Source organism: Nonomuraea roseola (assembly GCF_039535395.1).
GTDB lineage: Bacteria > Actinomycetota > Actinomycetes > Streptosporangiales > Streptosporangiaceae > Nonomuraea > Nonomuraea roseola.
Genome location: NZ_BAAAXC010000005.1, coordinates 669,897 through 696,027, shown reverse-complemented (window position 1 = coordinate 696,027; position 26,131 = coordinate 669,897). Strand labels below are relative to the sequence as shown.

At 68.7% G+C, this 26,131-nt stretch carries 22 protein-coding genes and 2 pseudogenes; 11 read left to right on the top strand and 13 right to left on the bottom strand.

The window, feature by feature from the left end; genetic code table 11:
* Positions 1-130 precede the first annotated feature (130 nt).
* Positions 131-1,030: a LysR family transcriptional regulator gene (locus ABFX55_RS05225; RefSeq protein ID WP_346118119.1), complete on the bottom strand. Its 900-nt coding sequence runs from the start codon at positions 1,028-1,030 to the stop codon at positions 131-133.
* Between the two features lie 136 nt (positions 1,031-1,166).
* Here ABFX55_RS05225 and ABFX55_RS05220 point away from each other — a divergent pair, with 136 nt between their 5' ends.
* Positions 1,167-2,681: an MFS transporter gene (locus ABFX55_RS05220; protein WP_346118117.1), complete on the top strand. Its 1,515-nt coding sequence runs from the start codon at positions 1,167-1,169 to the stop codon at positions 2,679-2,681.
* A 224-nt stretch (positions 2,682-2,905) separates the two neighbouring features.
* Here ABFX55_RS05220 and ABFX55_RS05215 read toward each other — a convergent pair whose 3' ends face one another.
* Positions 2,906-3,907 carry an RNA polymerase subunit sigma-70 gene (locus tag ABFX55_RS05215; RefSeq protein WP_346118115.1) on the bottom strand — a complete coding sequence of 334 codons (1,002 nt, stop codon included), beginning with the start codon at positions 3,905-3,907 and terminating at the stop codon, positions 2,906-2,908.
* Between the two features lie 212 nt (positions 3,908-4,119).
* Here ABFX55_RS05215 and ABFX55_RS05210 point away from each other — a divergent pair, with 212 nt between their 5' ends.
* A complete protein-coding gene (locus ABFX55_RS05210; protein ID WP_346118113.1) occupies positions 4,120-4,491 on the top strand; it encodes a nuclear transport factor 2 family protein in 372 nt (123 codons plus the stop codon).
* Positions 4,492-4,726: 235 nt separating this feature from the next.
* On the opposite strand, the gene ABFX55_RS05205 is transcribed toward ABFX55_RS05210, so the two are convergent.
* Positions 4,727-5,623 (bottom strand): hypothetical protein, encoded by an 897-nt coding sequence (locus ABFX55_RS05205; RefSeq protein WP_346118111.1) that lies wholly within the window; start codon positions 5,621-5,623, stop codon positions 4,727-4,729.
* 142 nt (positions 5,624-5,765) lie between these two features.
* Here ABFX55_RS05205 and ABFX55_RS05200 point away from each other — a divergent pair, with 142 nt between their 5' ends.
* Complete coding sequence (locus tag ABFX55_RS05200; RefSeq protein ID WP_346118109.1) at positions 5,766-6,278, top strand: SigE family RNA polymerase sigma factor; 513 nt, start codon at positions 5,766-5,768, stop codon at positions 6,276-6,278.
* Positions 6,265-6,996 carry a hypothetical protein gene (locus ABFX55_RS05195; protein ID WP_346118108.1) on the top strand — a complete coding sequence of 244 codons (732 nt, stop codon included), beginning with the start codon at positions 6,265-6,267 and terminating at the stop codon, positions 6,994-6,996. The genes ABFX55_RS05200 and ABFX55_RS05195 overlap by 14 nt, the downstream gene beginning before the upstream one ends.
* A 139-nt stretch (positions 6,997-7,135) precedes the next feature.
* Here the strand turns inward: ABFX55_RS05195 and ABFX55_RS05190 are convergent, their stop codons facing one another.
* Positions 7,136-7,594: a serine hydrolase gene (locus tag ABFX55_RS05190; protein WP_346118301.1), complete on the bottom strand. Its 459-nt coding sequence runs from the start codon at positions 7,592-7,594 to the stop codon at positions 7,136-7,138.
* 129 nt (positions 7,595-7,723) lie between these two features.
* Between ABFX55_RS05190 and ABFX55_RS05185 the strand changes: the two are divergent.
* Positions 7,724-10,848: pseudogene (locus tag ABFX55_RS05185) on the top strand (Tn3 family transposase).
* Positions 10,849-10,978: 130 nt separating this feature from the next.
* Here the strand turns inward: ABFX55_RS05185 and ABFX55_RS05180 are convergent.
* Positions 10,979-11,341 (bottom strand): winged helix-turn-helix transcriptional regulator, encoded by a 363-nt coding sequence (locus ABFX55_RS05180; RefSeq protein ID WP_093890865.1) that lies wholly within the window; start codon positions 11,339-11,341, stop codon positions 10,979-10,981.
* 56 nt (positions 11,342-11,397) lie between these two features.
* Here ABFX55_RS05180 and ABFX55_RS05175 point away from each other — a divergent pair, with 56 nt between their 5' ends.
* Entirely contained in the window at positions 11,398-12,624 is a 1,227-nt protein-coding gene (locus ABFX55_RS05175; RefSeq protein ID WP_346118106.1) for an MFS transporter, read from the top strand.
* A gap of 395 nt (positions 12,625-13,019) precedes the next feature.
* Positions 13,020-13,676 carry a recombinase family protein gene (locus ABFX55_RS05170; RefSeq protein WP_185087476.1) on the top strand — a complete coding sequence of 219 codons (657 nt, stop codon included), beginning with the start codon at positions 13,020-13,022 and terminating at the stop codon, positions 13,674-13,676.
* Between the two features lie 112 nt (positions 13,677-13,788).
* On the opposite strand, the pseudogene ABFX55_RS05165 reads toward ABFX55_RS05170, so the two are convergent.
* Positions 13,789-14,097: pseudogene (locus ABFX55_RS05165) on the bottom strand (serine hydrolase); the annotation flags it as partial.
* 181 nt (positions 14,098-14,278) lie between these two features.
* Between ABFX55_RS05165 and ABFX55_RS05160 the strand changes: the two are divergent.
* Complete coding sequence (locus ABFX55_RS05160) at positions 14,279-14,512, top strand: hypothetical protein (protein WP_346118102.1); 234 nt, start codon at positions 14,279-14,281, stop codon at positions 14,510-14,512.
* Here the strand turns inward: ABFX55_RS05160 and ABFX55_RS05155 are convergent.
* The 4 genes from ABFX55_RS05155 to ABFX55_RS05140 form a co-directional block, all read right to left on the bottom strand.
* On the bottom strand, positions 14,498-15,904 hold the full coding sequence (locus ABFX55_RS05155; RefSeq protein WP_346118100.1) for a serine hydrolase domain-containing protein: 1,407 nt from the start codon (positions 15,902-15,904) through the stop codon (positions 14,498-14,500). The genes ABFX55_RS05160 and ABFX55_RS05155 overlap by 15 nt on opposite strands.
* Before the next feature lie 144 nt (positions 15,905-16,048).
* Entirely contained in the window at positions 16,049-16,972 is a 924-nt protein-coding gene (locus ABFX55_RS05150) for an RNA polymerase sigma-70 factor (protein ID WP_346118098.1), read from the bottom strand.
* A gap of 218 nt (positions 16,973-17,190) precedes the next feature.
* A complete protein-coding gene (locus ABFX55_RS05145) occupies positions 17,191-17,958 on the bottom strand; it encodes an SDR family oxidoreductase (protein ID WP_346118096.1) in 768 nt (255 codons plus the stop codon).
* Positions 17,959-18,176: 218 nt separating this feature from the next.
* A complete protein-coding gene (locus ABFX55_RS05140) occupies positions 18,177-18,788 on the bottom strand; it encodes a TetR/AcrR family transcriptional regulator (RefSeq protein ID WP_346118094.1) in 612 nt (203 codons plus the stop codon).
* A gap of 132 nt (positions 18,789-18,920) precedes the next feature.
* On the opposite strand from ABFX55_RS05140, the gene ABFX55_RS05135 reads away from it, so the two are divergent.
* Both ABFX55_RS05135 and ABFX55_RS05130 read left to right on the top strand, forming a co-directional pair.
* A complete protein-coding gene (locus tag ABFX55_RS05135) occupies positions 18,921-19,781 on the top strand; it encodes an SDR family oxidoreductase (protein ID WP_346118092.1) in 861 nt (286 codons plus the stop codon).
* Positions 19,782-19,983: 202 nt separating this feature from the next.
* A complete protein-coding gene (locus tag ABFX55_RS05130) occupies positions 19,984-21,513 on the top strand; it encodes an FAD-dependent monooxygenase (RefSeq protein WP_346118090.1) in 1,530 nt (509 codons plus the stop codon).
* A gap of 246 nt (positions 21,514-21,759) precedes the next feature.
* On the opposite strand, the gene ABFX55_RS05125 is transcribed toward ABFX55_RS05130, so the two are convergent.
* Positions 21,760-22,359 (bottom strand): TetR/AcrR family transcriptional regulator, encoded by a 600-nt coding sequence (locus tag ABFX55_RS05125; protein ID WP_346118088.1) that lies wholly within the window; start codon positions 22,357-22,359, stop codon positions 21,760-21,762.
* A 37-nt stretch (positions 22,360-22,396) separates the two neighbouring features.
* Between ABFX55_RS05125 and ABFX55_RS05120 the strand changes: the two genes are divergently transcribed.
* The gene (locus tag ABFX55_RS05120) at positions 22,397-22,885 is read left to right on the top strand and encodes a hypothetical protein (protein ID WP_346118087.1); all 489 of its coding nucleotides are present in this window, start codon (positions 22,397-22,399) and stop codon (positions 22,883-22,885) included.
* A 24-nt stretch (positions 22,886-22,909) separates the two neighbouring features.
* Here ABFX55_RS05120 and ABFX55_RS05115 read toward each other — a convergent pair whose 3' ends face one another.
* Positions 22,910-24,316, bottom strand: coding sequence for a hypothetical protein (locus tag ABFX55_RS05115; protein ID WP_346118086.1), 1,407 nt, complete (start codon positions 24,314-24,316; stop codon positions 22,910-22,912).
* 198 nt (positions 24,317-24,514) lie between these two features.
* Entirely contained in the window at positions 24,515-25,393 is an 879-nt protein-coding gene (locus tag ABFX55_RS05110; RefSeq protein WP_346118084.1) for an alpha/beta fold hydrolase, read from the bottom strand.
* Positions 25,394-26,131 lie beyond the last annotated feature (738 nt).

Sequence of the window (26,131 nt, the reverse complement as noted above, 5' to 3'; positions counted from 1 at the left end):
GACACAAACCATGACGAACCGTAGCTGTGCTGATCAACAAACGCCGGTAGAACCTAAGTAACCGCAGGCCAGAGCTATATCCGTTGGATTTTCGCCGTTTGCTACTGGGACCCCCCTGGCAGCCAAGCCATCAACCTCCGTCGAAGCGGCACACGTCGAGGACGCAGTCGCGCAGCCACCCGTGAGCCGGGTCCGCGTCGAGCCGGACGTGCCACAGCAGCGACACCGTCACCTCCGGAGCGCGGAAGGGCAGCTCGAAGGTGCACATCCCCTGCCGCAGGTTCTCGGTGTGACGCTCAGGAACCGTGGCGACCAGGTCCGAGGCCTTCGCCAACGCCAACGCGGCGCTGAAGCCGTCCACCACCGTCACGATCTCCCGCCCGCGGCCCGCCGGGCGAAGAGCCTCGTCCACCAGCCCCTCTGTCAGACCGCGCCGCGAGACGTGCACGTGTCGCGAGGAGGTGTACCGGGCGGTCGTGACCTTGCCGGTGCTCAGGGGGTGCTCGCTCCGCACCACCCCGACGAACCGGTCGGTGAACAGGGGCCTGCTCAGCACGTCCGGAGCCAGTGCGTGCTCGACGACGCCCGTCTCCAGGTCGACACCGCCGTCTCGAAGGGAACCCGCGTCCTTCTTGGTCTTCTGCAGGAACCGCAGTCGCGCGCCAGGGGCCTCTCTGCCCACCTTGGCCACCAACGCGGGTCCGAAGCTCTCCACGAATCCGTCGCTGGTGCGCAACGCGAAAGTCCTCTCCAGCGTCGCCAGATTCAGCTTCTCGGCCGGCCGCAACACCTCCTCGGCCTCCTGGACCAGGCCGCGCACGCGGTCGCGCAGCTCCAGGGCGCGGGGTGTGGGCACCAGCCCTCGGCCGGCCCGCACCAGCAGCGGGTCACCCGTGGCTCGCCGCAACCGCGCGAGCGCGCGACTCATCGCGGACGGACTGAGCGCAAGCCGTTCTCCCGCCCTCGTCACGCTGCCCTCCTCGAGCAGGACGTCCAGCGTGACCAGCAAGTTCAGATCGGGCCTGGCCATGGGCACACCTTCTCACACCTCGGCGTGACATGGCGTTCCATGCACACATGGCTTTCCATCTTTGCGTCTTCCGCCAGGTCGAAACGGGATCTACGTTCGTTGCGACCCCCCTCGACTCCAGGAAGAGGCCATCATCTTGAGATCAGCGACCCCTCCCGGCATCGAGGCTCAGCAGACATCGCCCGCGCGCCGTCCATCACCGGCCTGGGTTCTCACCGCACTGTCGCTGTCCATGCTGCTGCCCTCGCTTGGCACGAGCATCGCCAACGTCGGCCTGCCGAACATGGCGGTGGCCTTCGGCGCCGCGTTCAACGAGGTCCAGTGGGTTGTGATCGCCTACCTTCTGGCCGTCACGACACTGATCGTCGGAGTGGGCCGACTCGGCGACCTCGCCGGCCGACGTCGCCTCCTGCTGACCGGCATCGCCGTGTTCACCCTCGCGACGCTGCTGTGCGCTCTGGCCCCGAACCTTCCCCTCCTGGTCGCCGCCAGGGCGCTCCAGGGAGTCGGCGCCGCGTGCATGATGGCGCTGACCATGGCCTTCGTCGGTGACACGGTACCCAAGGACCGCACCGGCAGCGTCATGGGGCTGCTCGGGACGATGTCGGCGGTCGGCACCGCGCTGGGGCCCTCCCTCGGCGGGGTCCTGATCGCGGTCTTCGGCTGGCGTTCGATCTTCCTGGCCGGCGTGCCGCTCGGCCTTCTCGCGCTCGCGCTCAGCTTCCGGTTGCTGCCCGGCTCGGCCCCGGCGGCCGGGTCCGCCCGGCGGCGGTTCGACACTGTGGGTACGGCGTTGCTGGCGATCACCCTGGGCGCCTACGCGCTGGCCATGACGATCGAAGGGAACTCGTTCGGCCGCCTCGCCATCGGACTGCTCGTCGCCTCGGGGGCAGGCCTGGCCCTGTTCGTCATCACCGAGAGCCGGGTCTCATCCCCGCTGCTCACCCTGTCGATGTTGCGCGACCCCGTCCTGGCCGGTGGCCTGACGACAAGCGCCCTGGTATCGGCCGTCATGATGGCCACTCTCGTCGTGGGCCCCTTCCACCTTGCCCTGGCACTCGGCCTCGACCCGGCCTTCGTCGGCCTGGCGATGTCGGCAGGCCCGGCGGTGTCCGCTCTCACCGGCGTCCCGGCAGGCCGCGCCACCGATCGTTTCGGAGCAGAGACGATGGTGGTCGTCGGGCTGTGCGGCATCATCGGCGGCACCGTGGTGCTCTCCCTGATGCCCACGGCGGCCGGTGTCATCGGGTACGTCCTGCCGCTGGTCGCCGTCACTGCCGGCTACGCGCTGTTCCAGGCGGCCAACAACACGGCGGTCATGAAGGACGTCTCCCCGACGCAGCGTGGCCTGGTGTCGGGCATGCTGAACCTCTCCCGCAACCTGGGGCTCATGACCGGCGCGTCGGTCATGGGTGCGGTCTTCGCCTTCGCCGCCGGCACGAGTGATGTGACCACAGCCGCGTCAGCGGAGGTGGCCCGAGGAACTCACTGGACCTTCGCCGTCGCGGCCCTCCTCGTGACCTTCGGTCTGGCCGTGGTCCTGGGGCTTCGGCTGCGTACGCGCGAGACGACCGCAGTCGTGCGGCGGATCTTCAGGCATGCCAGAGGGTCGACAGCACCACGTGCAAGGCGGTGGCGCCCAGGACGCTGATCACAGCGTCGCGGGTCTTCAGGTGCAGCCCGATCGCGGCCGCCAGGGCCAGGGCGGACAGCAGGGGAGCGGGCAGGTCCCGCACGCCGTTCCTGGAGGAGCCCGGGACCAGCCCGCCGGGGTCGAGGGGCTCGCGTGCCTCCCGAAGCGACGGCGAGAGGCGGAGTCCCCCGTAAGACTTCGCTGCCCTGCGACGCCCGTGAGACCGCACCCTGATGGCGGGGCTACCACGTGACCGTGGCGGGCAGTCCGAACCGGAGGGGAAGGTCGCTGTCGAGGAACTGGGTGATGACGTGGATCTGGTGCGGGCCTGGCGTGAGCACGATCAGCCCTGCCGGGTGGGCGATCGGGCGGGTGCGGTCGGCGAGGTACCAGCCGAACGCGGCCTGGGTGTTGGCGCGGGTGGCGACGAGCTTGAACGGGCGGCCGGGGCGCCAGGCCGTACTGGCGCGCAGGAACGCCACGATCGCGTCCGGACCGTGGTACTCGTGCGGTGCCGGTGGCATCGCGAGCCACGCGTCGTCGGTGAGCAGGGCGACGATGCCGTTGATGTCGTCGGCGGTGAACGCGTCGGCGAAGCGCCTGGTGAGGTCGCGCTCCTCGGCGGAGCCGGGTCGAGCCAAGGTCACGTCGCCGCGGCGTTTGTCGAGTGTGGCGCGGGCGCGCTGCAGGGTGCCTTTGACGGCGGTCTCGGTGGTGACCAGCATGTCGGCGACCTCGGCAGCGGAGTAGCCGAGCACGTCGCGTAGCACCAGCGTCGCAGTCTGGCGTGGCGGCAGTTGCTGCAGTGCCGCGATGAACGCCAGTTCCACCGCCTCCCTGCCGTTGTAGCGGACCTCCGGCCCGGGCTCGGCGTCGGGTATCTGTTCCAGTAGCGCGTCCGGGTAGGGCTGGAGCCAGGTCGCTTCGCCGCGGCGCGTGGGTTCGGGAGGGTCGAAGGGCGGGACCGGCTCCGCTGGGATGCGGCGCCGGCCGTCGCGGAGGGCGTTGAGGCATCGGTTGGTGGCGATGCGGTACAGCCAGGCCCGTAGCGATGCCCGGCCGGCGAAGGTGTCCAGGCCGCGCCAGGCCGCCAGCAGGGTCTCCTGCAGCAGGTCGTCGGCGTCGGTCAGCGAGCCGAGGATCCGGTAGCAGTGCAGGTGCAGCTCGCCGCGGTAGGGCTCGGTGAGCTCACGGAACGCGTCGCCGTCGCCGGCACGGGCGCGCGCCAGTGTGGCCTCGGTCACTGTCGATCCCTTCCCCGTTCCGTTCATGGCGACGGCGGTGTCTCAACTTACATGGACACCACGGGAATCGACCCGGGATTCGAACGGATGCTCGCGCGGCACGCGGCGGGCGTCCCATGTGGGAAGGTCCGCCTCATCCCGACTGACGAACACACCTGCGTCGCCTTCCTCGAGAAGACGCGCGACTTCGTGATGACCAGAGAGGAACACCGATGACCGACCACACCAGCCCCGCCCTGACCACCGCGCTGGCCTACCACGACGCGTGGACCAGCAAGGACCTGGAGAAGGCGATGACCTACATCGCCGACGACATCGTCTGCGACGCCCCGGCCGGGCGCATCGAGGGCGCCTCGGCGTACCGCGCCTTCCTGGCGCCGTTCGCGCAGACTCTCCTCAGCACGAAGATGATCGCGGCCTTCGGTGATGAGGAGACCGCACTGGTCATGTACGACACCGAGAGCATCCCCGTGCCGAGCGCGCCTGGCGCCGAGTGCGTCACCGTCAAGAACGGAAAGATCACCTACAGCCGATTCCTCTTCGACCGGGCACCGTTCCAGGCCGCAGCCCAAGCGGCGAGCTGACGAGCAGCGCCTTTGGCCGGGCACACGCCGTACCCGAAGATCACCGCCCGCCCAGGGATCAACGCCCGCCCCACGCGAGCACGCGGTAAGCGTGGGGCGGGCAGGGGCGGCCGTCGAGACCGGCGGCTGCGGATGGCACTGATGACGGCGGCGATCGCGCCGGGGGAGAGGTCGTGGAGGCCCGTGGCGACGGCCAGCACACAGGCGGCCGGCACGGCCGCCCGTGTGCCGCCTGTCAGGGCAGAGCCGGCACGGCCGGCTGGGAGTCGGTCCAGCCGGCCTCGACCAGCGTGTGGTCGTAGCTCTTGGGCACGAGCGCCTTGCCGTTGACCTTGACCGTCCCGCTCTGTGAGAGCAGCACCATCCTGCTGGTGTCGACGACCAGTCTCATCCTGGACGAGCTCGTGCTCTTCTCCTCGCTCGTCCTGTCGATCAGGACGGCGGTGCCGGATCTGCCCAGGCCGTCCTTCGCGTTGCCGTCGGCGCGCACGCCCGGCATCGTCAGCAGCGCCTGGTAGGCCGCGGCGCGGACCTCCTTAGGAGCGGGAAGGTCGTGGAGGATCTGAGGCAGGGTCGTCGTGAGCGAGCTGCCGATGAGGTTGTCCGGAATCCGGCCGACCTGGCTCGCCTTGGTGAGCCAGTCCTTCAGGCGGTTCGGGTCGGCGGGCAGTCGCTGGACCTCCTCGTAGGTCAACCGCTGCCCCGCGAGCTCGAACGAGTTCGGGCCCTGCTGCTCCACAGGATTCAGGCTGCCCTTGGCGGGCTGGGTGGACAACTTCACGGTCTTGCCGTCGATCGACTCGCTCCACTGGGAAGGGGAGCCGTCACGCTGCCATGCCTTCTTGTCCGTCGCGCTCTTCGGCAGAGTCCCCAGCTCCCGGTATCCGAACCACGACTTGCCGTCGGGCGCGCTCCACCTTTCCACGATCTCCTGCTGGACCAGCGAGTAGGGGTCCGAGCTGGTGCCGAACTGCCAGGGGTGGGTGGTCGTCGTCAGCGTCCTGGTATGCCAGTAGGCGCCCTCAGGGGGAGAGGCTGCGGCGGTCGCCGGCGCGCCCAGGACGGTGGCACCCACGGCCAGGCTGACGCCGAGAGTGATCAGCTGCCGGGCCGGTGCGGTCGCGAACTTCATATGTTTCCTCCATGGATGCGAAGTCACGACTGTCTATACGCCTGGGTTCCCTCGAACGGTTGCCCGCGGAATGTTCTTCGCGAACGGGCAACCCTGGCGAAGGCCGAGGCGTATTAGGAGGCGTGAAATCGGACAGACAGCCGTGAGCGGCGTGGAACATGACTTCAGCGCCTTCGTGGCCGCACGTGCCACCAGCCTGCTGCGGGTCGCCTATCTCGCGTGTGGCGACCAGGCGGAGGCCGAGGACGTGCTGCAGACGGCGCTGGAGCGTACCTACCGGAACTGGGACCGGGTCCATCACGAAACCCTTGAGCCCTACGTGCGTCGCGTCATCGTCAACGCTGCCATCAGCCGCGCCCGCCGCCGGGCGATCCTCAGCATCATCCCGATGCACAGCCCTCCGGAGAGGTCGGCCCACGCGACCGACACCGACCTGAGGCATGTGCTCATGGAGGCGCTGCGTGCTCTGCCGCCCCGGCAGCGAGCAGTGATCGTCCTGCGGTACTGGGAGGACCTCAGCGAGACGCAGACCGCCGAGGTGCTCGGATGCGCGGTCGGCACGGTCAAGAGCCAGACGTCGAAGGCCATGGCCAAGCTCCGTTCGGCGCTCGGCACGGAAACAGTGGAAGGAGTGATCAGGAATGCCCATGCTTGAGGACGAGATCCGCCGGCTCATGGCGGCCGAGACCGCGGGGCTGCAGGCCGCGTCCGACCTGGCGGAGCGGGTGGTGCGCTCCTCCCGGGTCAAGAGGAGAAGGGCCTGGACCGCCGCGGTGGCCGCGTCCGTGGCCGTCGTGGCCGCCACGCCCGTCGCGTACCTGAGCGTCGGCTCGGTGGCCACGACCGGGACGCAGGTCACGGCCTCCGTGGCGCCGGAGCCACCCCCCATCGACGACATCCCTGCCCTGCCGTCCGACCCGCCGGAGCTCGGGGACCTGGGGGACGGGAAAGAGTTCGGGCACGTCAAGGTGGGGTACCTGCCCGAACGGCTGCGGTGGTCGCACTGGTCGGTGGACTACGGCAACAGGTACTCGACCTCGTACGACTACAAGGGCGACAAGGAGGGCTTCTACTGCGTCCAGATCTACATGTACGAGGAGGCGGCCGTCCAGGAGATCGCCGGACGGATCCAGGGGTACCGCGACGAGGGGGACGGCGAGGAGGTGACCATCGGCGATCGAACCGGCTATCTGGTCGTGCAGGACGTCGGTGAGGACGGCATGAAGGGAACCCCGACGCTCTTCCTCGGAATGGGCGAGAAGCAGTGGGCCGAGATCATGTTCAGCCCCACGTACGCCAAGGAGTTCTCCGGCCCCGAGGCCGTCACCGCCGAGCTGAAGAAGATCGCGGAGGGGCTCACCTCCACTCTCTGATCCTGGCAGCCGGGCACAGGGCTGCCCGTCAGATCCGCAGCCGGCTGGTCGGCCGGGGCCGCGGACATCCTGACAATCGAGAAGCCCCCGAGCAGGTCGTCCCTGTTCAGGGGCTTCTCCGCAGAGCCCGTTCGGGTTCTCAGAGCTTGCCGAGGCCTCGGGCCAGGATGGTGGCGGTCTTCGCGATGGTCTTGTTGTCAGTGGCGAGGCCGGGAGTGCGGTGGGTGTAGATCGCCATGATGAGAGGAGCGGCGCCCTTCTCGGGCCAGATGACGGCGATGTCGTTGCCGCCGCCGAACCCGTCGGAGTTGGTGCCGGTCTTGTCACCGATCGTCCAGGTCTTGGGCAGGCCGGCCCGGATGCGTTCGGCACCGGTCTTGCTGGCGAGCAGCCAGACGATGAGCTGCTCGCGGTCCTTGGCGTGCAGCGCCTGGCCCGTCGTGAGCACGCGCAGGTCGCCGCCGATGGCCACGGGGGTGGTGGTGTCGCGCTTCTCCTTCGGGGTCCAGTCGTTGAGCTGGGGGTGCCGGCGGTCCATCCGGGAGATCGGGTCCTTCAGCGTACGGAAGTACCTCGTCAGGCCCGCGGGCCCGCCGATCTCGGGGCTGAGGAACAGCGGTACAGCCGTTATCGGTGAGATTGATCTTGTCCTTGGTTGGACCGATCCGGCCCGACAACGGTATCACCGCGCCATCGGGCGTGGATCTGGGTGGATATCGTCCGCGCCGTGCCGGTGGAATTTCTGACAGATGAGCAGGCGGCTGCGTATGGGACGTTCGCCGAGGTGCCGATGCGGTCGGAGCTAGAGCGGTTCTTCTACCTCGATGACGTCGATCGGGACTTGATCACGCTGCGCCGGACCCGGTCACATCAACTCGGCTTCGCTTTGCAGCTCTGCACGGTGCGCTATGTCGGCCTGTTCCTGGAAGACCCCTTGGGTGTGCCGTGGCCGGTGGTGAAGTATCTGGCCGAGCAACTACGGATCGACGATCCGTCGTGTATCAAGGCCTACACGGCGCGCAGGCAGACGCTGTACGACCATGCCTGGGAGATCCGCAAGGCCTACGGCTACCGGGTATATGAGGATCGCGAGGCGGGCCAGAAGTTCCGGACCTTCCTGCACGGGCGGGCGTGGATCCATGCCGAAGGCCCAGTCGCGCTGTTCGATCACGCGGTCGGCTGGCTGCGCCGCCACCGGGTGTTGTTGCCCGGGGTGCAGGTGCTGGCTCGGCAGGTGTCGGAGGTGCGTGCGGCAGCCGAACGGCGTCTGCATGCCACGGTGGCCAGCGCCGTGCGGCGCGCCGACCCGGCGCTATCGGCCGAGTTGGTGGCCTTGTTGCAGGTTCCCGAGGGCAAGCGGTGGTCGCATCTGGAGCGGCTGCGGCGGCCGCCGACCCGGACCACGGGAACGGGGATGGCCAAAGCGCTGGAGCGGGTGGAGGAGATTTCCGCGTTCGGGCTGGGCCGGTTGAGGCTGGCGCATGTGCCGCCGAATCGGCTGTCGGCGCTGGCCCGCTATGGATCGGGCAGCAAGACGCCCAATCTGGCCCGGGCAGGTGAGCCCAAGCGGACGGCGATGGTGTGTGCGATCGTGCGGCATCTGGAGGCCATAGCGATCGACGACGCGTTGGACCTGCTCGTGCTGCTCATGGCCACCAAGTTGATCAATCCGGCGCGGCGGGCGACCGACAAGGAGCGCCTGGCGGTGCTGCCGCGTCTGGAGAGGGCCTCGCGGACGCTGGCGCGCGCGTCCCGGGCGCTGATCGAGCAGCTACACCTGGTGGAGGAGACCGAAACGGATCTGGATGTGGCCGCGTTGTGGATCGCGGTGGAGAGCGTCGCCTCCAGGGATGAGGTGCGCCAGGCGTTGGAGCAGGTCGAAACGCTCATCGGTCCCGATGTCGACGACGGTGACAGCCGGATGCGTCAGTCCTTGACGGAGCGATACAACACCGTCCGGCCGTTCCTGACGCTGCTGGGTGACTCGGCTGCGCTGGGCGCCGCCTCGGGCGGCAGTCGAGTGCTGGCGGCGGTGAAGCGGTTGCCGGCCCTGGCGCGGCGGAAGGTCAAACAAAAGCCGCTGCTTCCCAAGGAGATCGACGAGAAGTTGGTGCCGCCGATGTGGCGGCGCGCTGTCTACGCCGATCCGGATCTGCCCACCGGCTCGGTCGATCGCGACGCGTACGTGATGTGCGTGTTGGAGCACCTGGTCAGGGCCCTGCACCAGCGTGACATCTACGCGGCTCCCTCCCACCGCTGGTCCGATCCTCGCGCTCGGCTGCTGGATGGCCCGGCCTGGCAGGCGGTCCGCGAGGATGTGCTGGCCGGGCTGAACTTGGAGGCGCCGGTGGAGGAGCTTCTGGCCGAGCGGGTGACGGTGTTGGACGCTGCCTGGCTGCAGATGGCCGAGCGGCTGGAAGAAGCCGGCGAGGAGGCCAAGGTCTCCATCGTCGCCTCCGACAGGGGCGGGCCCAAGCTGAACGTTGAGCGGCTGGCGCGCTGGGCGAAAGCGAGTCGTTGCGCTGGCTGCGCGCGACCACTTCGGCGATGCTGCCGCGTATCGACCTGCCGGACCTGTTGTTCGAAGTGCACGCCTGGACTGGATTCCTGGACGCCTTCGTCCACCTGGGCGACGGCGGGACCCGCATGGACGACCTGCCCACCTCTCTGGTCGCCCTGCTAGTCAGCGAGGCTTGCAACATCGGCCTCACGCCCGTGATCAACCCGCACTATCGGGCGTTGACTCGTGACCGGCTGGCTCACGTGGACCAGTACTACCTCCGCGGCGACACCCTCGCCGCGGCCAACGCGGCACTGATCGGCGCCCAGTCGGTGGTGCCGATCGTGCAACTGTGGGGCGGCGGCTTGCTCGCCTCGGTGGACGGACTGCGTTTCATCGTGCCCAAGCACAGCATCAACTCCGGCCCGTCGCCCAAGTACTTCCACTTCAAGCGCGGCATCACCTGGCTGAACGCGATCAACGACCGGGTGTCGGGTATCGGGCAGATGGTTGTGGCCGGCACCCCGCGCGACAGCCTGCACATTCTGGACATCCTGCTGAATCTGGACGGCGGGGTGAAGCCGGAGATGGTCACCACCGACAACGCCTCCTACTCCGACATGGTCTTCGGCGTTTTCGATATCCTCGGCTACCGCTTCTCACCGCGCTTCGCCGACCTGGCCGATCAGCGGCTATGGCGCGCCGACCTGCCCGAGGGGCCGCGCGGAACCTACGGGCCGCTGGAGGCGCTGGCGCGCAACAGGATCAACACCAAGAAGATCACCACGTGGTGGCCGGACATGCTCCGCGTGGCCGGATCACTGATCACCAACCAGGTGAGGGCCTATGACCTGCTGCGCATGTTCGGCCGTGACGGTCGTCCCACCCCGCTCGGGCAGGCGTTCGCCGAGTACGGCCGGATCGCCAAGACCCTGCACCTGCTGGCGGTGATCGACCCGGTTGATGACACCTACCGGCGCCGGGTCAACCGGCAGCTGACGATCCAAGAAGCCCGCCACACCCTGGCGCGGGACGTCTGCCACGGCCGGCGCGGCCGCATCCACCAGGCCTACCGTGAGGGGCAGGAAGACCAGCTCGGCTCCCTGGGCTTGGTGCTCAACGCGATCGTCCTGTGGAACAGCCGCTATTTGGATGCGGCCGTGACGCACCTGCGTGCCCATCCGCCCAAGGATCGTGAGGTTCTCGATGAGGACGTGGCCCGGCTGTCGCCGCTGAGCCAGCGGCACATCAATCTCCTCGGCCGCTACAGCTTCGCCGCCTCCCAGCCTCGCGAGGGGCTGCGGCCGCTGCGTGATCCAGCGGCTCGCGACGCCGAGGATGATCTCGTTTGAGGGCCTGGGTCCTGGGGCTCAGCGAGAATCGACGACGCCGTGAAACGCCTGGAGGCCGGTGGACTGGCCGTTTGGACCGGGAGAAGCGGCCCTGGCCGGGGTGTCGGCGGTGCACCAATCGGCGAACGGGTTACCGTTGCGCGTCGGCTTGTGCGCGGGCGCGTTCGATGTCGGGGACGTGACTCTCGGCCCATTCCCGGACGGCACGTAGGGGTGCCAGCAGTGACCGACCGAGGTCGGTGAGGGCGTACTCGACATGCGGGGGATTTGCGGGAATCTCCGTGCGAGAGATCAGACCGTCGTACTCCATCGCGCGAAGCGTCTCGGTGAGCGCTTTCGGTGTGATCCCCCGGATGTGCGCCTTGAGCTCGGTGAATCGCATCGGCCTGTTGTCCAGCGCGTTGACGATGAACACCGTCCAGCGCGCCCCGATCCGGTGCAGGACGGTGCGACTGGGGCAGGTCGCGGCCATGATGTTGTAGGCCTTGCCCATGAACGACTCCCGGTAGCGTTGTAGATACCGGTATACAATCTATACCGTCTCGGGTTGTGTCTATTCCCGATTACACGGTCCGTCCATCGATTGCTCGGCACGGCCGTTTCGTCGCAGCGATCGTCATCGACTCGATCGGCACCGGTGTCTTCGTCCCCGTTTCGATGCTGTATTTCCTGGCCACGACGCCGCTGACGCTGGTGCAGGTGGGCGCGGCACTGACGACGGCCGGGCTGCTGGCGCTCCCGGCGGGCCCTCTGGTCGGAGGACTGGTCGACCGGTACGGCGCCAAGCCGGTACTGCAGGCGGCAAACCTGGCCCAGGCGCTCGGCTTCGCCGGGTATCTCGTTGTGGACCAGACATGGCAGATCGCCATCTGCGCCTGGTTGAACAGTGCAGGGCGGGCGGTGTCCTTCAGCTGCTACGGCGCGACCGTCACGGCGCTGGCCGCGCCCGGCCAACGCGAGCGCTGGTTCGGTCTTCTGGGGTCGGTACGCAACCTCGGCTACGCACTCGGCGGCCTCCTCTCCGCTGTCGCGGTCAGTTTCGGTACTCACGGCGTCTACGCAGGGATCGTGATCGTCAACGCCTTGTCCTATGTCACCGCCTTCGTTCTGATGCGCGCCGTGCCGAATGTCCGTCCCGAGGCGGGCCAGGACGCTGCTGGAGGCTGGGTGCACGTGCTCCGGGACCGGCGGTACCTGTCACTCGTCGCGCATCAACTGTGCTTCGCGATCTCCTTGTTCGCCCTCAACATCGCGATACCGGTCTACGCCGTGGACGTACTGGGACTGCCTAGCTGGACTGCCGGCATGGTCTTCACGCTCAACACCCTGATGGTCGGCTTCGGCCAAGGCATCGTCCTCGGGTGGCTCAGCGGGCGGATCCGCAGCCGCGTCCTCGTCGCCGGACACGCCTGCTTTGCGGCCGGCTACCTCCTGTTCCTCGCCGCCGACCACGTGGCTGCGCTCGCCCTCGCGGTCGGCGTCGTGTTGCTCGGTGCAGGCAGCTACACCTTCGGTGAAATCCTCGGCGGCCCCATCACGTCGACTGTCGCCGCGGAGAGCGCCCCAGACGCTCTCCGCGGTCGGTACTTGGCCCTCAATCAGCTCGCCGTGACTGTCGCAGGAGCGGTCGCTCCGGCCGCGCTCTCCGGGTTGTTGTCCACCGGGGCAGCCGCGATCTGGCTGACCCTGGTCGGCGTCAGCGTCCTCGGAGCCACGCTCGCCACTACGATCGGCAGAGTGGTGCCAGCGGCGCAGAGCCGCATCGGAGGTGTCTAGAGACGGGACTGGGTAGCGCGCAGCAGTTGATGACCTGGTCGACCGATCCCGACATGCCCACAGACAGCGGGCGCTCCCGGCAACTGAATCTGCTGGCGAAATTGTCGCCAGCGCCGCGTATCTCAGCGCTACCTTCGGATGGTTAGACGGCCTTTACCAGCACCTGGGCATGGATGTGCTGGCCATCAGCCTGACTGGCCAGAGTCCGCGATCCGGCCAGGGAGTAGCGACTGTTGCCGATCACGCTCCAGGGCCTTCAAAAAACGTTCGTTTTATGAGGGCGATCATTGCCTCGGCGCCGACCTGAGACGGGATCTTCAAAAACTCGCTTCAAAAACCGCCCGCCTTCAATAACTCCCGAGACCGTTTGTTGAGAGAATTTGGTGGTGACGACCATGCCCCCGGGTCTGCCCGACGACATCCTCGCCGCCTTCCCCGCAACCCGGTCCGAGGTCCGCATCGGATACGCCCGCGTTTCCACCCGGGGCCAGAGCCTCGATCGTCAGATCGACGCCCTGCAGGCGGCTGGCTGCCGCAAGATCTTCGCCGACAAGAAGTCGGGCAAGAACGCGCTCCGGCCGGAGCTGCAGGCCTGCCACGCGTTCTTGACGGCTGGCGACACCCTCGTGGTGCCCGAGCTCGCCCGCTACGGTCGCAGCCTGCATGACCTCATCACCATGGTCGGCGATCTCCGCAAACGCGACATCGGCTTCACCAGCCTGCATGAGAGCCTCGACACCACCACCCCCGGCGGCCGCCTCGTCTTCCACGTCTTCGCCGCCCTGGCCGAGTTCATCCGCGAACTCATCGTCGCCGGCACCCATGAGGGCCTGGCCGCTGCGAAAGCGCGAGGTCGTACCGGGGGACGTCCCACCGTCGTCACCGCCGAACTCCTCAAAGCCGCCCGTGACCTGCTGCCGGATCCTGGACGCTCCGTCACCTCGATCGCCAAGCTCCTGGGCGTATCAGTGGGGACCCTCTACAACCACATCCCCGACCTGAACGAACTACGCGCAGCCGGCACGAAGGCGATCGATGCCCAGGCCCCGTAAGTCGTCCTGGCCGCAGCGCATAAGCCCATCAGGCCTGGTCGACGTCACCCTTGACTGCCGCCACGACTACCAAGATCAATCTCACCGATAATGGCTGTACCGCTGTTCCTCAGCCCCGGATCTCCTTCAGCAGCAGGTTGGACGCGGTGCCGTCGCTCATGGTGACGGGCGCCTCGCACAGCTGGGCGACGGTCAGGCCGTCCTCGAGGTGCTTCTCGGTGACCGGCGAGCCGGGAGTCATCTCGGCGGCCGTCCACTTGACGAGCCTGCCCAGCAGGCCGGGCTCGGATGTGCGTGCCTTGTGCAGCACGGCTGCGCAGAGGGGCGCCTTGAAGGTGGACAGCATCGGGAAGCGTTCGCCCGCCCTGTACGCCACCGTCCTGCCGGTGGCCGTGTCCATCGCGTACGCGCCGATGCGGCCCTTGAAGGACGCCTCCAACTCGCGCAGCTCCTTCTTGACGCGGGCTTCCCCGGCAACCGCGTCAGGACCTGCGCGCGTGCGGCCGGCTTCGGTGGCGGGTGGGTGCGGCGACGGTGAAGTCGACCTTGAGTGCGTACCGGTCGGCCACGTAGGAGCTGATCGTGTACTCGAGCGGGTCGCCGTGCTGGTCGACGATGGATCGCGTCTCGACGAGCAGGGGGGTGGCGGGGGTGCCGCCGCTCTCGTGCGGCGCACCGTGTCGCCCGCGGTGAAGGTGAAGGCGGCCGGCGGCGTACGCACCCTGGACTCCCTCCTGGCGCCGCACGAGCTGGGCGCCACCCGCTTCGGCGCCACGGCCACCGCGTCGATCCTCGACGACCTCGCCCGCCGCCTGAACGAGTCAGCGACGGCGTAGCCGTGCGGCGTTGAAGAGCCGTGCGGCCACCACAGCCGTGCAGGCGATCGCGGCGGCCACCAGCCAGATCATGAAGGTCGGGTAGAGATAGGCCACCTGAATCCACATGATGTCACTGCCCCTGGCGAGCACGCGGAAGATCGGGGTGACCGCGGCGCACAGCGCCACCGGCGCCAGGTGCGGCAGCAGCCGCCACCGCTGCCATCCCGTACGGCGGGCGGACCACCGCCGCGAGCGGGCCACGCCACGCACGGCCAGGCCGACGGTCGCCAGGGTCAGCAGCACGAACACCAGGTCGATCACCAGCGTGGGCGGCAGGGAGGGAATCTCGGGCCTGCCTCCCTCGATCAGGTCGACGATGCCGTCCGTGAGGGCGTCGGCGTCGGCGAAGGCCATGCCCGTGTTGGCCATGACCGCGACGCCGTACCCGGACTCCGGCATGAGCAGTTGATACGCCGTCGAGGTGAAAAGGTCGCCGCCGTGTTCGATGACAGGCGTGCCGCGCTCGGTCCTGCCGATCGACCACCCGAGCGCGTACGTGTCGTCCTGCTGGGACGGCGTGCGCATCTCCTTGAGGCTTTCAGCGGAGAGGCTGCCGTCCTGCTGCGCGATCAGCCAGCGGGCCATGTCGTTGGCCGTGCTGAGGACTCCGCCCGAGCCGTTGCCGAACCCGGTGGGCTCCGGCAGGGCCACCGCCTGGCCGAGGATGTACAGGTGGCCGCGGGCGCTGCCGGGCAGGTCCATGTCGGTGTCGACGGTGGTGCTGTGGCGCATGCCGAGCGGCGCGAACACCTGTGACTGCAGGTGGGCGGCGAACGGCCGTCCGCTCACCACCTCGACCAGCCGCGCGGCGACCTGGTAGTTGGTGTTGTGGTAACTGAAGGCGGTGCCCGGCTCCGAGGCGAGCTTCGCCGTCCTGAGCCGCGCCACGGCGCCTTCGAGGGTGCGGGGCTGCGGCAGGCTCTTCTCGCGGAAGGTCGAGTCGGCCATGCCCGAGGTCTGGTTGAGCAGCTGCCGTACGGTGATCGTGGCCGCCCTGGAGTCCGCCATCGTGAACTCGGGCAGGTAGCCGCGCACCGGCCTGTCGAGTTCGACCTTGCCCTGCTCCACCAGCCGCATGACGGCGAGGGAGGTCATGGACTTGCTGACCGACGCGACGGCCATGGGGGTGTCGGCCGTCACGGGGTCTCCGGCGGCGGTCTGGCCGTACCCGGCGGCGTGGACCACCTCCGTCCCCTTGGTGATCGCGACCGCGGCCCCGGGCAACCCTGTCGCTTCACGGTATTGCGCGACGAACTCGTCCACTGCCGCGGGCGTGATGCCGGGTGGCGGGAGATGGCCGGAGGCGGGGAGAAGTGCCAGGCAGAGGGCGGTAAAGGTGTTTCTCAGCACCTTTCGACGCTATTGACGCCGCCTGGCCGGGACCATTGCGGAACTCCCCTGAGTTTCTTACGGGTAGCCGCCATCTCCTGATCGACACCCAGGGTTCACCCCCCGCCCGGCATCCCGGGTCTGGAACGCGGTCGGCTCTTGCGGTCAGTCCGTGGGCCGGCGGGCCTGGTTCGCCTCCCGGAGGACCGCCCAGGCGTCCGCCACGGGGCCAACGTGCCCGAGCTTGTCGGGGTTGATCACCGTGCGGATCGTCTGGATCCGCCCGTCGAGGATGTCGAGCGCCCAGGTGTTGAGGACCTTGCCGTCCCGGTCGCGGAAGATCGCGCCCGGCTGGCCGTTCACCTCGTGCCGCTCCACCACGCCGCCGATCCGGACGAACGGCGCGACGATCGCGGCCAGCACCCTGGCCACGTTTTCGGCGCCGAAGATGCCCGTGCCCCACTGGGGGGCCTTGCCGCCGCTGTCGCTGACCATGTGGACGTCTGCGGCGAGGAGCTCTCGCAGCCCGGCGACCTCCCCTTCCCTGAAGGCGTCGAAGAAGCGCTCGGCGAGTTCCTCACGCTCGCGCCGGTCGGCCTCGAACCGGGGCCGGCCCTCGTCCATGTGGCGGCGCGCCCGCACCGCCAGCTGGCGGCACGCCGCCTCCGACCGCTCCACCGCCGACGCGATCTCGGGGAAGCCGAACCCGAACACCTCCCGTAGCACGAAGACCGCCCGCTCCAGCGGGCTGAGCCGCTCGAGCAGCAACAGGGCCGCCATCGACACCGAGTCGGCCAGCTCCGCCGACCGCACCGGGTCCTCATAAGGGTCGGTCAGCAGCGGCTCGGGAAACCACGAACCGACATACTCCTCCCGCCGGACGCGGGCCGACCGCAGCACATCGATCGAGATCCGGGTGACCGCGGCAGAGAGGAAGGCCTTGGTCGAGGTGGGCTGTGTCAGCGAGGCTCCGTAACGCAGCCAGGTCTCCTGGACCGCGTCCTCGGCCTCGCTCACGCTGCCCAGGATCCGGTAGGCGATCGAGAACAGCAGCGGCCGCAGCTCCTGGAACTCCTCGGCCCTGCTCACGCCGACTCCTCCGTCATCACAGGCTCCGCCGGCGTCCCCGTCATCGGGTTCACCGGGTCTTGCTCGATCTTCACCCAGCCGCCCTCACGGATGCCGTCCCGCATGACCATCACCTTCCCTCATCCCTCCATCTGTTTCGAAGCCCGAGACGAGACAGCCCGCCGAGGGCCTCGCCGAGGCTGTCTGCACCGTCCGCCTGCCGCGGTCCGGGGCGGCCATCACCAGGGCACCGAGCCGTCCTCGCTGAAGAACCCGGCGGTGGGCCCGTCCGAGCCGAGCGTTGCCAGGCGCACCACGACCGCGGCGCCCTGCGCCGGAGTGAGGTGCCCGCTGTGGTTGTTGCTGTCCGTGTCGACGAAGCCGGGGGCGACGGCGTTGACCAGGATGCCGTCCTTCCGCAGTTCGTTGGCGTACTGCACGGTCAGCGCGGACAGCGCGGTCTTGGACGGCGTGTACGCGGCCGACGGCAGCAGTGCTGTGAAGGGGCCGTCCGGGTCGCTGGTGAGAGTCAGCGACGCGGCGTGACTGCTGACGTTGACGATGCGCGGCGCCGGCGACCGCCGCAGCAGCGGCAGCATGGCGTTGGTCACCGCTATCACTCCGAAGACGTTGGTCTCGAACACCGCCCGGACCATGTCCAGGTCGACGGAGCTGGGGATCTGATCGTAGGCGTCTGCGGGCGAGACCTGCCCTGAGCCGGTGATGCCTGCGTTGTTGATCAGCACGTCGAGGTGGCCGAAGCGCTCCTCGACCTGCTTCGCGGCCGTCCGGGCGGTGGCCTGGTCGGTGACGTCCAGGGTGAGCGCGTGCGCGTCGCCGCCTGTCGCGCGCAGCGCAGCAGCGGCCTCCTCGCCGCGCCGCGGGTCTCTGGCGCCGATCAGGACCGTCATGCCCAGCGCAGCGAGCTGCTCGGCAGCCGCACGGCCGATCCCCTTGTTCGCCCCGGTGATCAACGCGATCTTCTGGTGGGTGGTCTGCTCGCTCATGCCCAGTTCCTTGCTGTCGGATGATGTGTGCTTCTCAGGACCTGTCTTCGAGACCCGAGACGAGACAGCCCGGCTACCTGTGACATGCCGACAGAAAAAGTTTGTGGCGGCGCCGCCTTGCCGGTGGGGATGGTCAGGCAGGCCCCGAAGTGCCGGCACCTGAGCAAGGGTCCTCCGTTGGAGAGACGCGCAGGAACTCAGGGGATGTCGCGCGAGCCTCAGCGACGCGGGCGCAGACCGTTGAGAGCGGTCTCGACGATGCTGTCGGCATAGTCGGGGGTGAGCGCTCCGCTGCGCTGGAGCCATCGGTTGAGCAGTGGTCCCCAAAGCAGGTCGACGGCCACGTCGAGGTCGAGGTCCTCGGCCAGCTGCCCGGCCCGCTGCGCGCTGCGCAGGCGTTGCCTCTTCAGCTCTCTCATCGGGCCGTCCAGCCGTTCCGCGTAGAGAGCGGCGAGCGTCGGATCATGCGTGATCTCCGTGTTCAGGGCGCGCATCGGCTCGTCGTAGCGCGGATCGTTGAGTTCTTCGATCGTGGCCCGGAGTACCGCCTTCAGGTCCGCCTCCAGGTCACCGGTGTCGGGCAGGCCAACCCCTTCGCCGTCTGGTTGCTCGCTGAGCATGAGGAAGGCATCGAAGAGGACCGCCCCCTTGGAGGGCCACCAGCGGTAGATCGTCTGCTTGCCGACACCAGCACGGGCCGCGATGCCCTCGATGCTCAGCTTGGCGTATCCCACCTCCTGCACCAGCTCGAACGCTGCGGTGAGGATGGCCCGGTGGGAGGCCTCGTTCCGGCGGGTCGTGCTGGAAAGGGGCTTGCGCTGTGTCGTCATGCCGTCAAACCTAACAAATAACTAGACGAGACGGTCCGTCTTGACGCGGCAACAGAGGACCGCTATCGTCATGCTTCGAGACGAGACGGCTCGTCTCGATCAGGTGAAACGCTACCGATCGGAGTTCTGCAGATGCGTACCCCGGATACCGTCTCTTCCCGCACCTGGTTCATCACGGGAGCCAGCCGCGGCCTGGGCCGTGCGTTCGCTCTCGCCGCGCTGGAGCGCGGCGACCAGGTGGCCGCCGCCGCCCGCACCATCACCCGACAGGACTTCGACGACCGGTACGGAGACCGGCTCCTCGTCCTTCCCCTGGACGTGACCGACCGCGACGCGGTGTTCACCGCCGTGAACAGCGCCGTCGAGCACTTCGGCCGGCTCGACATCGTGGTGAACAATGCCGGGACCATGGCCTCGGGCATGGTCGAGGAGTTCACCGAGGCCGAGGCACGCGCCCAGCTGGAGGTCAATCTCTTCGGGGCGATGTGGGTCTGCCAGGCCGTCCTGCCGCATCTGCGTGGCCAAGGGTCCGGTCACATCGTGCAGGTCTCCAGCATCGCGGCCCTGGGCGGCTTCCCGAGCACCGGGATGTACAGCGCGAGCAAGTTCGCGCTGGAGGGCATGAGCGAGGCACTGGCGATGGAGGCCGCGCCGTTCGGCGTCAAGGTCAGCATCGTCCAGCCCGGCGGCTACTGGACCGACCTGTACACCAGCATGACGACGGCGGCGCCTATGAAGGAGTACGGCCCGCTGCGCGCCGAGCTGGAGAAGCAGTGGGCCGAGGGCTCGATCGACAGTGAGCCACGCCTGGCCGCCGAGGCGCTGCTGAAGCTGGTCGACAGCGAAGACCCGCCGCTGCGGCTGCTGCTCGGCAGCATGGTCTACGACCTGGCCTTCGACATCTCCCGGCGGCGGATGGAGACCTGGGCTGCCTGGGAGAAGGTCAGCCGGGCCGCCGAACACGCCGTCCCCGCCCCCGAAACCGCCGGTTGACGCGGGACCCGAGCAGGTCCCGGGGGTGCGGCTGATGATGCGGTGGCCCACGAGACCGAGGCTCGGCTGCGGCTTCGCCCATGACGTAGGGCAGACTCCTGGGACCGAACGGCACGATTGGAAGGCCATCGATATGAAGCGTCACGTTGTTGACGATCGGGTCGCGCGCGGACGCGACGAAAGCCTGGGAGGGGAGTGGCCAATGACGGGCGCCGACGTGATCATTGTGGGGGCCGGCCCGACCGGTCTCATGCTGGCCGCCGAACTGCGCCTGGCAGGTGTGCGACCGCTGGTGCTGGAGCGGCAGCCGCAGCGCCGAGACACCCCCAAGGCCGGTGGCCTCGGCGGGCAGATCCTGGAGCTGCTGCGCTACCGGGGCTTGCTGGAACGGTTCGAAGCGGCCTGCACCGATCCTGTCCCGGCTCCCCGATTCCCGTTCGGCGGTGTGCATCTGGACTTCACCCAGCTGGCAGATCCTCCGATGCACGCCCTGCCGCTCCCGCAACAGCTGCTTGAGAGGCTGCTCGACGAACGCGCCGGCGAACTCGGTTTCGACATCCGCCGCGGACACCAGGTGGTCGGGGTGAGCCAGGACGATGCCGCGGTGACCGTGGACGTGCGGGGCCCGGACGGGCCGTACCGGGTGAGCGGCCGGTACCTCGTGGGTTGCGACGGCGCACGCAGCCGGGTCCGTGACTGGGCCGGCATCGGCTTCCCCGGCGCCACCTATCCGGAGGTCAACCGGCTGGCCCAGGTCACCCTGCCCGAAACGGTGACCATACTCGGCAACGGCGATCTCGATGTCCCCGGCTTCGGCATGATCCGCGCGGGTTTCACCCGGACGGATCATGGTCTCCTCGGAGTCGCCGCATCGCCCGCCTCCGCTGTTGTCTCCCTCTACACCGTCGAAGACGAGAGCACCGAATACGACGACGACACCCCGATGACCGTGACCGAACTCCAGGACAGCCTCCGCCGCGTGATCGGCGTGCATCTGCCCCTGGGAGAAGCGGTTCGGCTCTCGCGGTTCACCTTCAAGGCTCGGCAGGCCGAGCGATACCGTGACGGGCGGATCCTGCTGGCCGGTGATGCGGCGCACCTGTTCCCCGCCACGGGTGTGGCGATCAACGCCGGCATGCTCGACGCGGTGAACCTGGCCTGGAAGCTGGCCGCCGACATCCACGGCTGGGCCCCGGCCGGCCTGCTGGAGACCTACCACGGCGAACGCCACCTCGCAGGCGCCCGCACCATGCTGCACACCCGAGCCCAGGTGGCACTGCGGCGCGGGCACGACCCGGCCGCCGAGGCGCTGCGGGAGCTCTTCCAGGAACTGCTCGCCGACGAGCAGCCGTTGCGCCGCATGGGAGCGCTGCTCGCCGGCACTGACATCCGCTACCCGATGCCAGGCTCCGACCACCAGGCGTTGGCCGGCACCTTCGCCCCCGACCTCACCCTGCACACCGACCAGGGCGTCACCAGCGTCGCGGAACTCATGCACACCGCACGGCCCGTCCTCCTCGACCTCGCCGACCGCCCAGACCTCCGCCAGGCCGCCCAAGACTGGCAGCATCGCGTCGACGTCCGCACCGCCAAAACCGATCAGCGGCCGGCCGACGCGCTGCTGATCCGCCCGGACGCCCACATCGCCTGGGCCGCGACCATCGACGAGCCCGCCGGCACCGCCGCGCCCGCCCTGCGAGAAGCACTCTCTCGCTGGTTCGGCACGCCCTGAACCGACGACCAGATCGCGACCGCACAACAGGCAGCCTGGCCCGGCGCACGACCACGTCGATCCGGGCATCCCCGAGCCTGCTGGTACGGCTGCGCGCTCAGCCGTACCAGAGGCTGCGGATCAGCCCACGGCGTACGCCCGGTTGATCGTCTGGGTCAGGCCGGCGCCCCCGTGGGCCCTGTGAGTAAGGGGAGGTGCCAGGCAGGCCGGGCGGGCGCGGGAGGTCGAGGTGATCCCGCGCCCTGATCAGGTGAGGCTCTGGAGGTGGTGGCGTAGGACCCTGGTCATGGTCTCGGCGTTCATGCGGTCGGGGTGCAGCACCGCATGCACGGTCAGTCCGTCGATCAGCGCGCAGAGCCGCTCGACCTCCACCGCCAGGTCGGTGCCCTCCCGGAGGCGGCCGCTCCTGCGCGCGCCGTCCAGCACCTTGAAGACCAGGCGGCGCAGGCCGTCGTAGCTCTCCTCGGCGTGCGGGCGCAGCTCGGGACGGGTGCGGGCGGCCGTCGCGAACGCCAGCCAGATCGTGGCCTCCTCGCGCCGCCGCTCGTCGAGGGGGAGCAGCTCGGCCAGCATCGACTCCGCGAGGGGAAGGCGGTCGTCGGTGGTCTCCAGCTTCTCGACGTGCTCGAGAAGCCGCCGCACCACGCGCTCGTTCATCGCCTGCATCGCGAAGACCATCAACTCGCTGTGCCCCGCGAAGTAGTGCCTGACCGAGCCGATGGCCAGCCCCGCCTCCTCCGCGACGTTGCGCAGCGAGGCCTGTTCGAGCCCGTCGCGGCGCACGACACGGAAGACGGCCTCCGCGACCTCCTCGCGGCGGGCCTCAGGATCGACGACTTTCGGCACCTTTCTTTTATAGCACGTCCCTGCTAATTTATTTGGCATGACCGTGCTAAATGCTGTGCTGATCGCCGGGCTCGTCGGTTACGTCGTGGTCAGGCGCATGATGGGCGAGCCGCTGAACGCGCGCGACGTCTACATTGCGCCCCTGGTCCTGATCGGTATCGGGGTCCACGCGCTGACCGGCGTGGCCCTCACGCCCGCTGACGTGCTCTGGCTCGCGATCAGCGGCCTGGTCGCGCTGGCGTTCGGCGCGATGCGTGCCTCGACGACGGGGCTGTTCGAGCGCGAAGGGGTGCTCTGGCAGCGCTACACCTGGCGGACGCTGGTCGTCTGGGTCGTCTCAGCGGCGGCGAGCATGGGTGTCGGCCTGCTGGCCACCCGATACGGCCTTCACGAGCAGGCGAGGCCGATGTCGCTGTCCATCGGCGTCGGGCTGGCGGGGGAGGCGCTGGTGACGGCCGTCCGCGCCCGAGTGACCGGCGTGCCGTACGCGAACCGGAAACCGCTTGGACAAGGGCGCGACCGGTGAGAGGACGCCACCCTGGGCCTGGGGCTACCTGAGGATTTCGGTCCTGCGGGACGAACCCGGGAAGATCATGACGAGGAACCGCTGGCGGGCGTCGCCGTCGTCCTTCATCGCCGCTTCGGCGCCGCGCATGTGCACGCGGACCCGGTAGCGTCCAGGGCCCTTCACCAGCGGGTTCGGGAGGTCGGCCGCGGCCTCGGCCCAGTAGGTCAGCTCGCCCTCGGGGCTCGTGTAGCCGATCTCGACGACCTTCTCCCAGCCCTCGCGCTCGACGGGCGGGCGCGTGCCGTACCCCTCGACCGCGACGCAGACGTGCATCGCCTCGTCGGCGGTGAGGATGGCGAGCTCGCCCTTGTCCGCGCCCACGAGGTCGTTGCCGAAAGCCTTGTCCAGCGCCACTCCCTCTGGTGGTTCCTCGCCCTCGAAGGCGGTCACCGCGCCGTAGTCCGACCACATCGACGCCGCGCCCTGTACCGCCGGCCTGATCCGTGGCCGGTGCGGCGGGACGCTCGCGCAGCGCTTCTTCGCGGTCGCGATGAACGCGTCGTTCTCCGCGTCCTGCCGCTTCTCCTCGGCCTGCTCGCGCGCGTCCACCTCGGGGCAGAGCAGCGTCAGCGCCTGCGTCGTCTCGATGCCGACGGTCACGCCGGTCTCGCCACGGAGGCGTTCCAGCTCCTTCGGGTCGCGCATGCTCGCTCCGCACAGGCTCCTGCCGAAGGCGACCAGCTCGGCGTCGGGCAGATCGCGGAACCTCCGCGGCAGGACGTCATCGTTCCCCCGCGCCACGCAGACGAAGGCGGTCTCCCTGTCCGTACGGCCGGCAGGTCTGGTGCCGTAGCGGAGGTCCCAGGGGCGGCACTTCTCCTCGGCCGCCTCCGTGACCTTCCCCACGACCCTGTCCCCGGTCTGCAGGCCCAGAAGGAGGAGCACGGCAAGGACGGCGACCGCCGTACGGGCGATCCAGCCTCGCGGGGTCGTGCGGCGCACCCTCACCGCGACGAGTATCAGCGCGAGCGTCAGCGCATCGCCCGCCGTCCACACGATGGACATGGCGCCCAGGAAGAACGGGGCCCACGTCTGCCCGCACCCCTCGTTCACCACCAGGTCCACCGCCGCGAACCCGAGCTCGAGAAGGGTGGGCCAGGTGACGCCCAGCGCGGCCAGCCATCCGGCCGCGCGGCCCCACCGAGGCCTGCCCTTCCGCACCAGGAGCAGCCAGAGGCCGAATCCGACGAGGGCGATCAGCGGTTCGGGCACCACGTACAGCGGCAGGAGGGCCATGCTGACATCACTGTGGAGCTCGAAGCCCGGGCACTTCCCCGCCCTCGAGATGGCGAGGAAGCCGGACTCCTCCATCGTGAACGAGATCGCGTAGGGAAGCGCGGTCAGCGCCAAGGCCAGCGCCCACAGCACGAGTGATGATCGCCGTAACATGGGCCGTCACCCTAGCGCGCGTGACCGGCAGCGCGGCGATCAGCGAAGTCCGCGCGGCATCCCGTGAAGGGCGTGCCGCCACAGATACGACGAGGTCGGGTCGGCGACCATGGGAGTGCCGGTGCCGAGCTCGCGGTAGAAGATCGTCGAGTCGAGCACGTGCTGTGCTGCACATGACCGTGTGGACGCGGTCATGCGTCAGCGCCGACGACTGGTGACGACGTCAGCCACGGAGCGCTCGGCGCCGACGTCGGTGATGAAGGACCTCATCGCCGCGGCGCACTCGGGCGCGTGGGTCTCCAGCAGGAGGTGGCCGGCGTCGTAGACGTGCATCTCGAGCCGGTCGAGCGTTCGCGCGTAGCCCATGATCTCGGACAGGTCGAAGAACGGGTCGTGACGGCCCCAGAGCAGCAGGCACGGCGGCTGGCGGGTCCGGTGGTAGTCGGCCAGTTCGCCGAAGCGGGCGACGTGGCTGGCGTAGTCGCAGAACAACAGGAACTGGGCCTCGACGTTGCCCGGCCGCGACATCCGCGCCCAGTCCAGATGCCACGGCTCGGGCGGATGGAGGACGCGCACCCGCTCCGGCAGCCCGCCCAGGTACTGCTCGCGAGTGCCCTCGAAGTTCAGCCACTCGGGCAGCCGGGCACGATTGGCTTCCGAAGGATCGGCCCAAAAGGCCCGTGTGCTGTCCCACTGGCTGCCCAGGCCGTCCTCGTGGGCGTTGCCGTTCTGCACGATGAGCCCGAGGATGCGCTCGGGACGCCGGGTGGCGAGGTGGTAGCCGACCGGGGCGCCGAAGTCGTGCAGGTAGACGAAGAACTCGTCGACGCCGATCTGCTCGAGGAACGCCTCGACGGTGTCGGCCAGATTGGCGAACGTGTACTCGTACTCGTCGACGCCGGGCGAGGCGGAGAACCCGAAGCCCGGCAGGTCAGGGGCGATGACCCGGCTCACCTCGGCCAGCGGCGAGAGCATGTGCCGGAAGGTGTGCGAGGAGCTCGGGAAGCCGTGCAGCAGCAGGACGCAGGGCTTGTCCGCCGCGCCGGCCTCCCGGTAGAAGATCTCGAGTCCGTCCACGTCGAGACTGTGATGGCGTGGTTTGTCGGTCGCCTGCATCTTTACGGTCTCCTTTGGGTTGGTCTATCCCGCCGATTCCCACGGACCCAAGAGTCAGAACCACCCAACATCCCTAGGTTCAGCCTGAAAGCCCTCAGTTCGCATCCGGGGGCGCGAATCAAGGTCCGCTGTATCGGAGTCGACCTGGCGGGACGTAGCGCGTCGTAGATCGACGACAAACGAGGTCTCCGGTAGCTGGTCGGTCGGCCAAGACAGCGACCTCAGCGGCGACAAGGCGGTTCGGTCTGACCGATGCGCAGTGTGCGGTGCCGGCCGCCGCTGGTTCCTCATACGTGGATGGCGGCTTTCCTGCGATCAATGGCAGGCATCACGCTGGCGCTCCACCAGTCGATGAGGAAACACTTATCGAGAAACGGCGCGATAGATCTACTTCCAGAAAGAAAGGGCTGATGTGAAGAGCGTGAAAAGCCTCGGCGCCATCATGCTGGCGGCAGCCGGAAGTTTCGCTTTCCTCGCCGCCCCGGCGGAGGCCGCCAGGGGGAACGTGCTTTTTACCAACAGCGCCACGGGCCTAACCACGTTTGTTGCTGACCCCCCTCCGGGATGCCATCGGACCGGCGAGTTCGACATAGTGAGAAACTCCACAGACGTCGCCATCGTCGTATATCAAGATGCGTACTGCCGAGTCGGATCCGTTGTCGTGCACCCTGACAGGACACCGGTGGAGGTCGGTGCGCG

What these genes read in the sequence shown, in the direction of transcription:
- ABFX55_RS05205 (WP_346118111.1), bottom strand. Translation starts at nt 5,623, where the DNA reads ATGAAGTTCGCGACCGCACCGGCCCGGCAGCTGATCACTCTCGGCGTC.
- ABFX55_RS05195 (WP_346118108.1), top strand. Translation starts at nt 6,265, where the DNA reads ATGCCCATGCTTGAGGACGAGATCCGCCGGCTCATGGCGGCCGAGACC.
- ABFX55_RS05130 (WP_346118090.1), top strand. Translation starts at nt 19,984, where the DNA reads ATGACGGGCGCCGACGTGATCATTGTGGGGGCCGGCCCGACCGGTCTC.
- ABFX55_RS05180 (WP_093890865.1), bottom strand. Translation starts at nt 11,341, where the DNA reads ATGGGCAAGGCCTACAACATCATGGCCGCGACCTGCCCCAGTCGCACC.
- ABFX55_RS05140 (WP_346118094.1), bottom strand. Translation starts at nt 18,788, where the DNA reads ATGACGACACAGCGCAAGCCCCTTTCCAGCACGACCCGCCGGAACGAG.
- ABFX55_RS05145 (WP_346118096.1), bottom strand. Translation starts at nt 17,958, where the DNA reads ATGAGCGAGCAGACCACCCACCAGAAGATCGCGTTGATCACCGGGGCG.
- ABFX55_RS05115 (WP_346118086.1), bottom strand. Translation starts at nt 24,316, where the DNA reads ATGTTACGGCGATCATCACTCGTGCTGTGGGCGCTGGCCTTGGCGCTG.
- ABFX55_RS05135 (WP_346118092.1), top strand. Translation starts at nt 18,921, where the DNA reads ATGCGTACCCCGGATACCGTCTCTTCCCGCACCTGGTTCATCACGGGA.
- ABFX55_RS05120 (WP_346118087.1), top strand. Translation starts at nt 22,397, where the DNA reads ATGACCGTGCTAAATGCTGTGCTGATCGCCGGGCTCGTCGGTTACGTC.
- ABFX55_RS05225 (WP_346118119.1), bottom strand. Translation starts at nt 1,030, where the DNA reads ATGGCCAGGCCCGATCTGAACTTGCTGGTCACGCTGGACGTCCTGCTC.
- ABFX55_RS05210 (WP_346118113.1), top strand. Translation starts at nt 4,120, where the DNA reads ATGACCGACCACACCAGCCCCGCCCTGACCACCGCGCTGGCCTACCAC.
- ABFX55_RS05170 (WP_185087476.1), top strand. Translation starts at nt 13,020, where the DNA reads ATGCCCCCGGGTCTGCCCGACGACATCCTCGCCGCCTTCCCCGCAACC.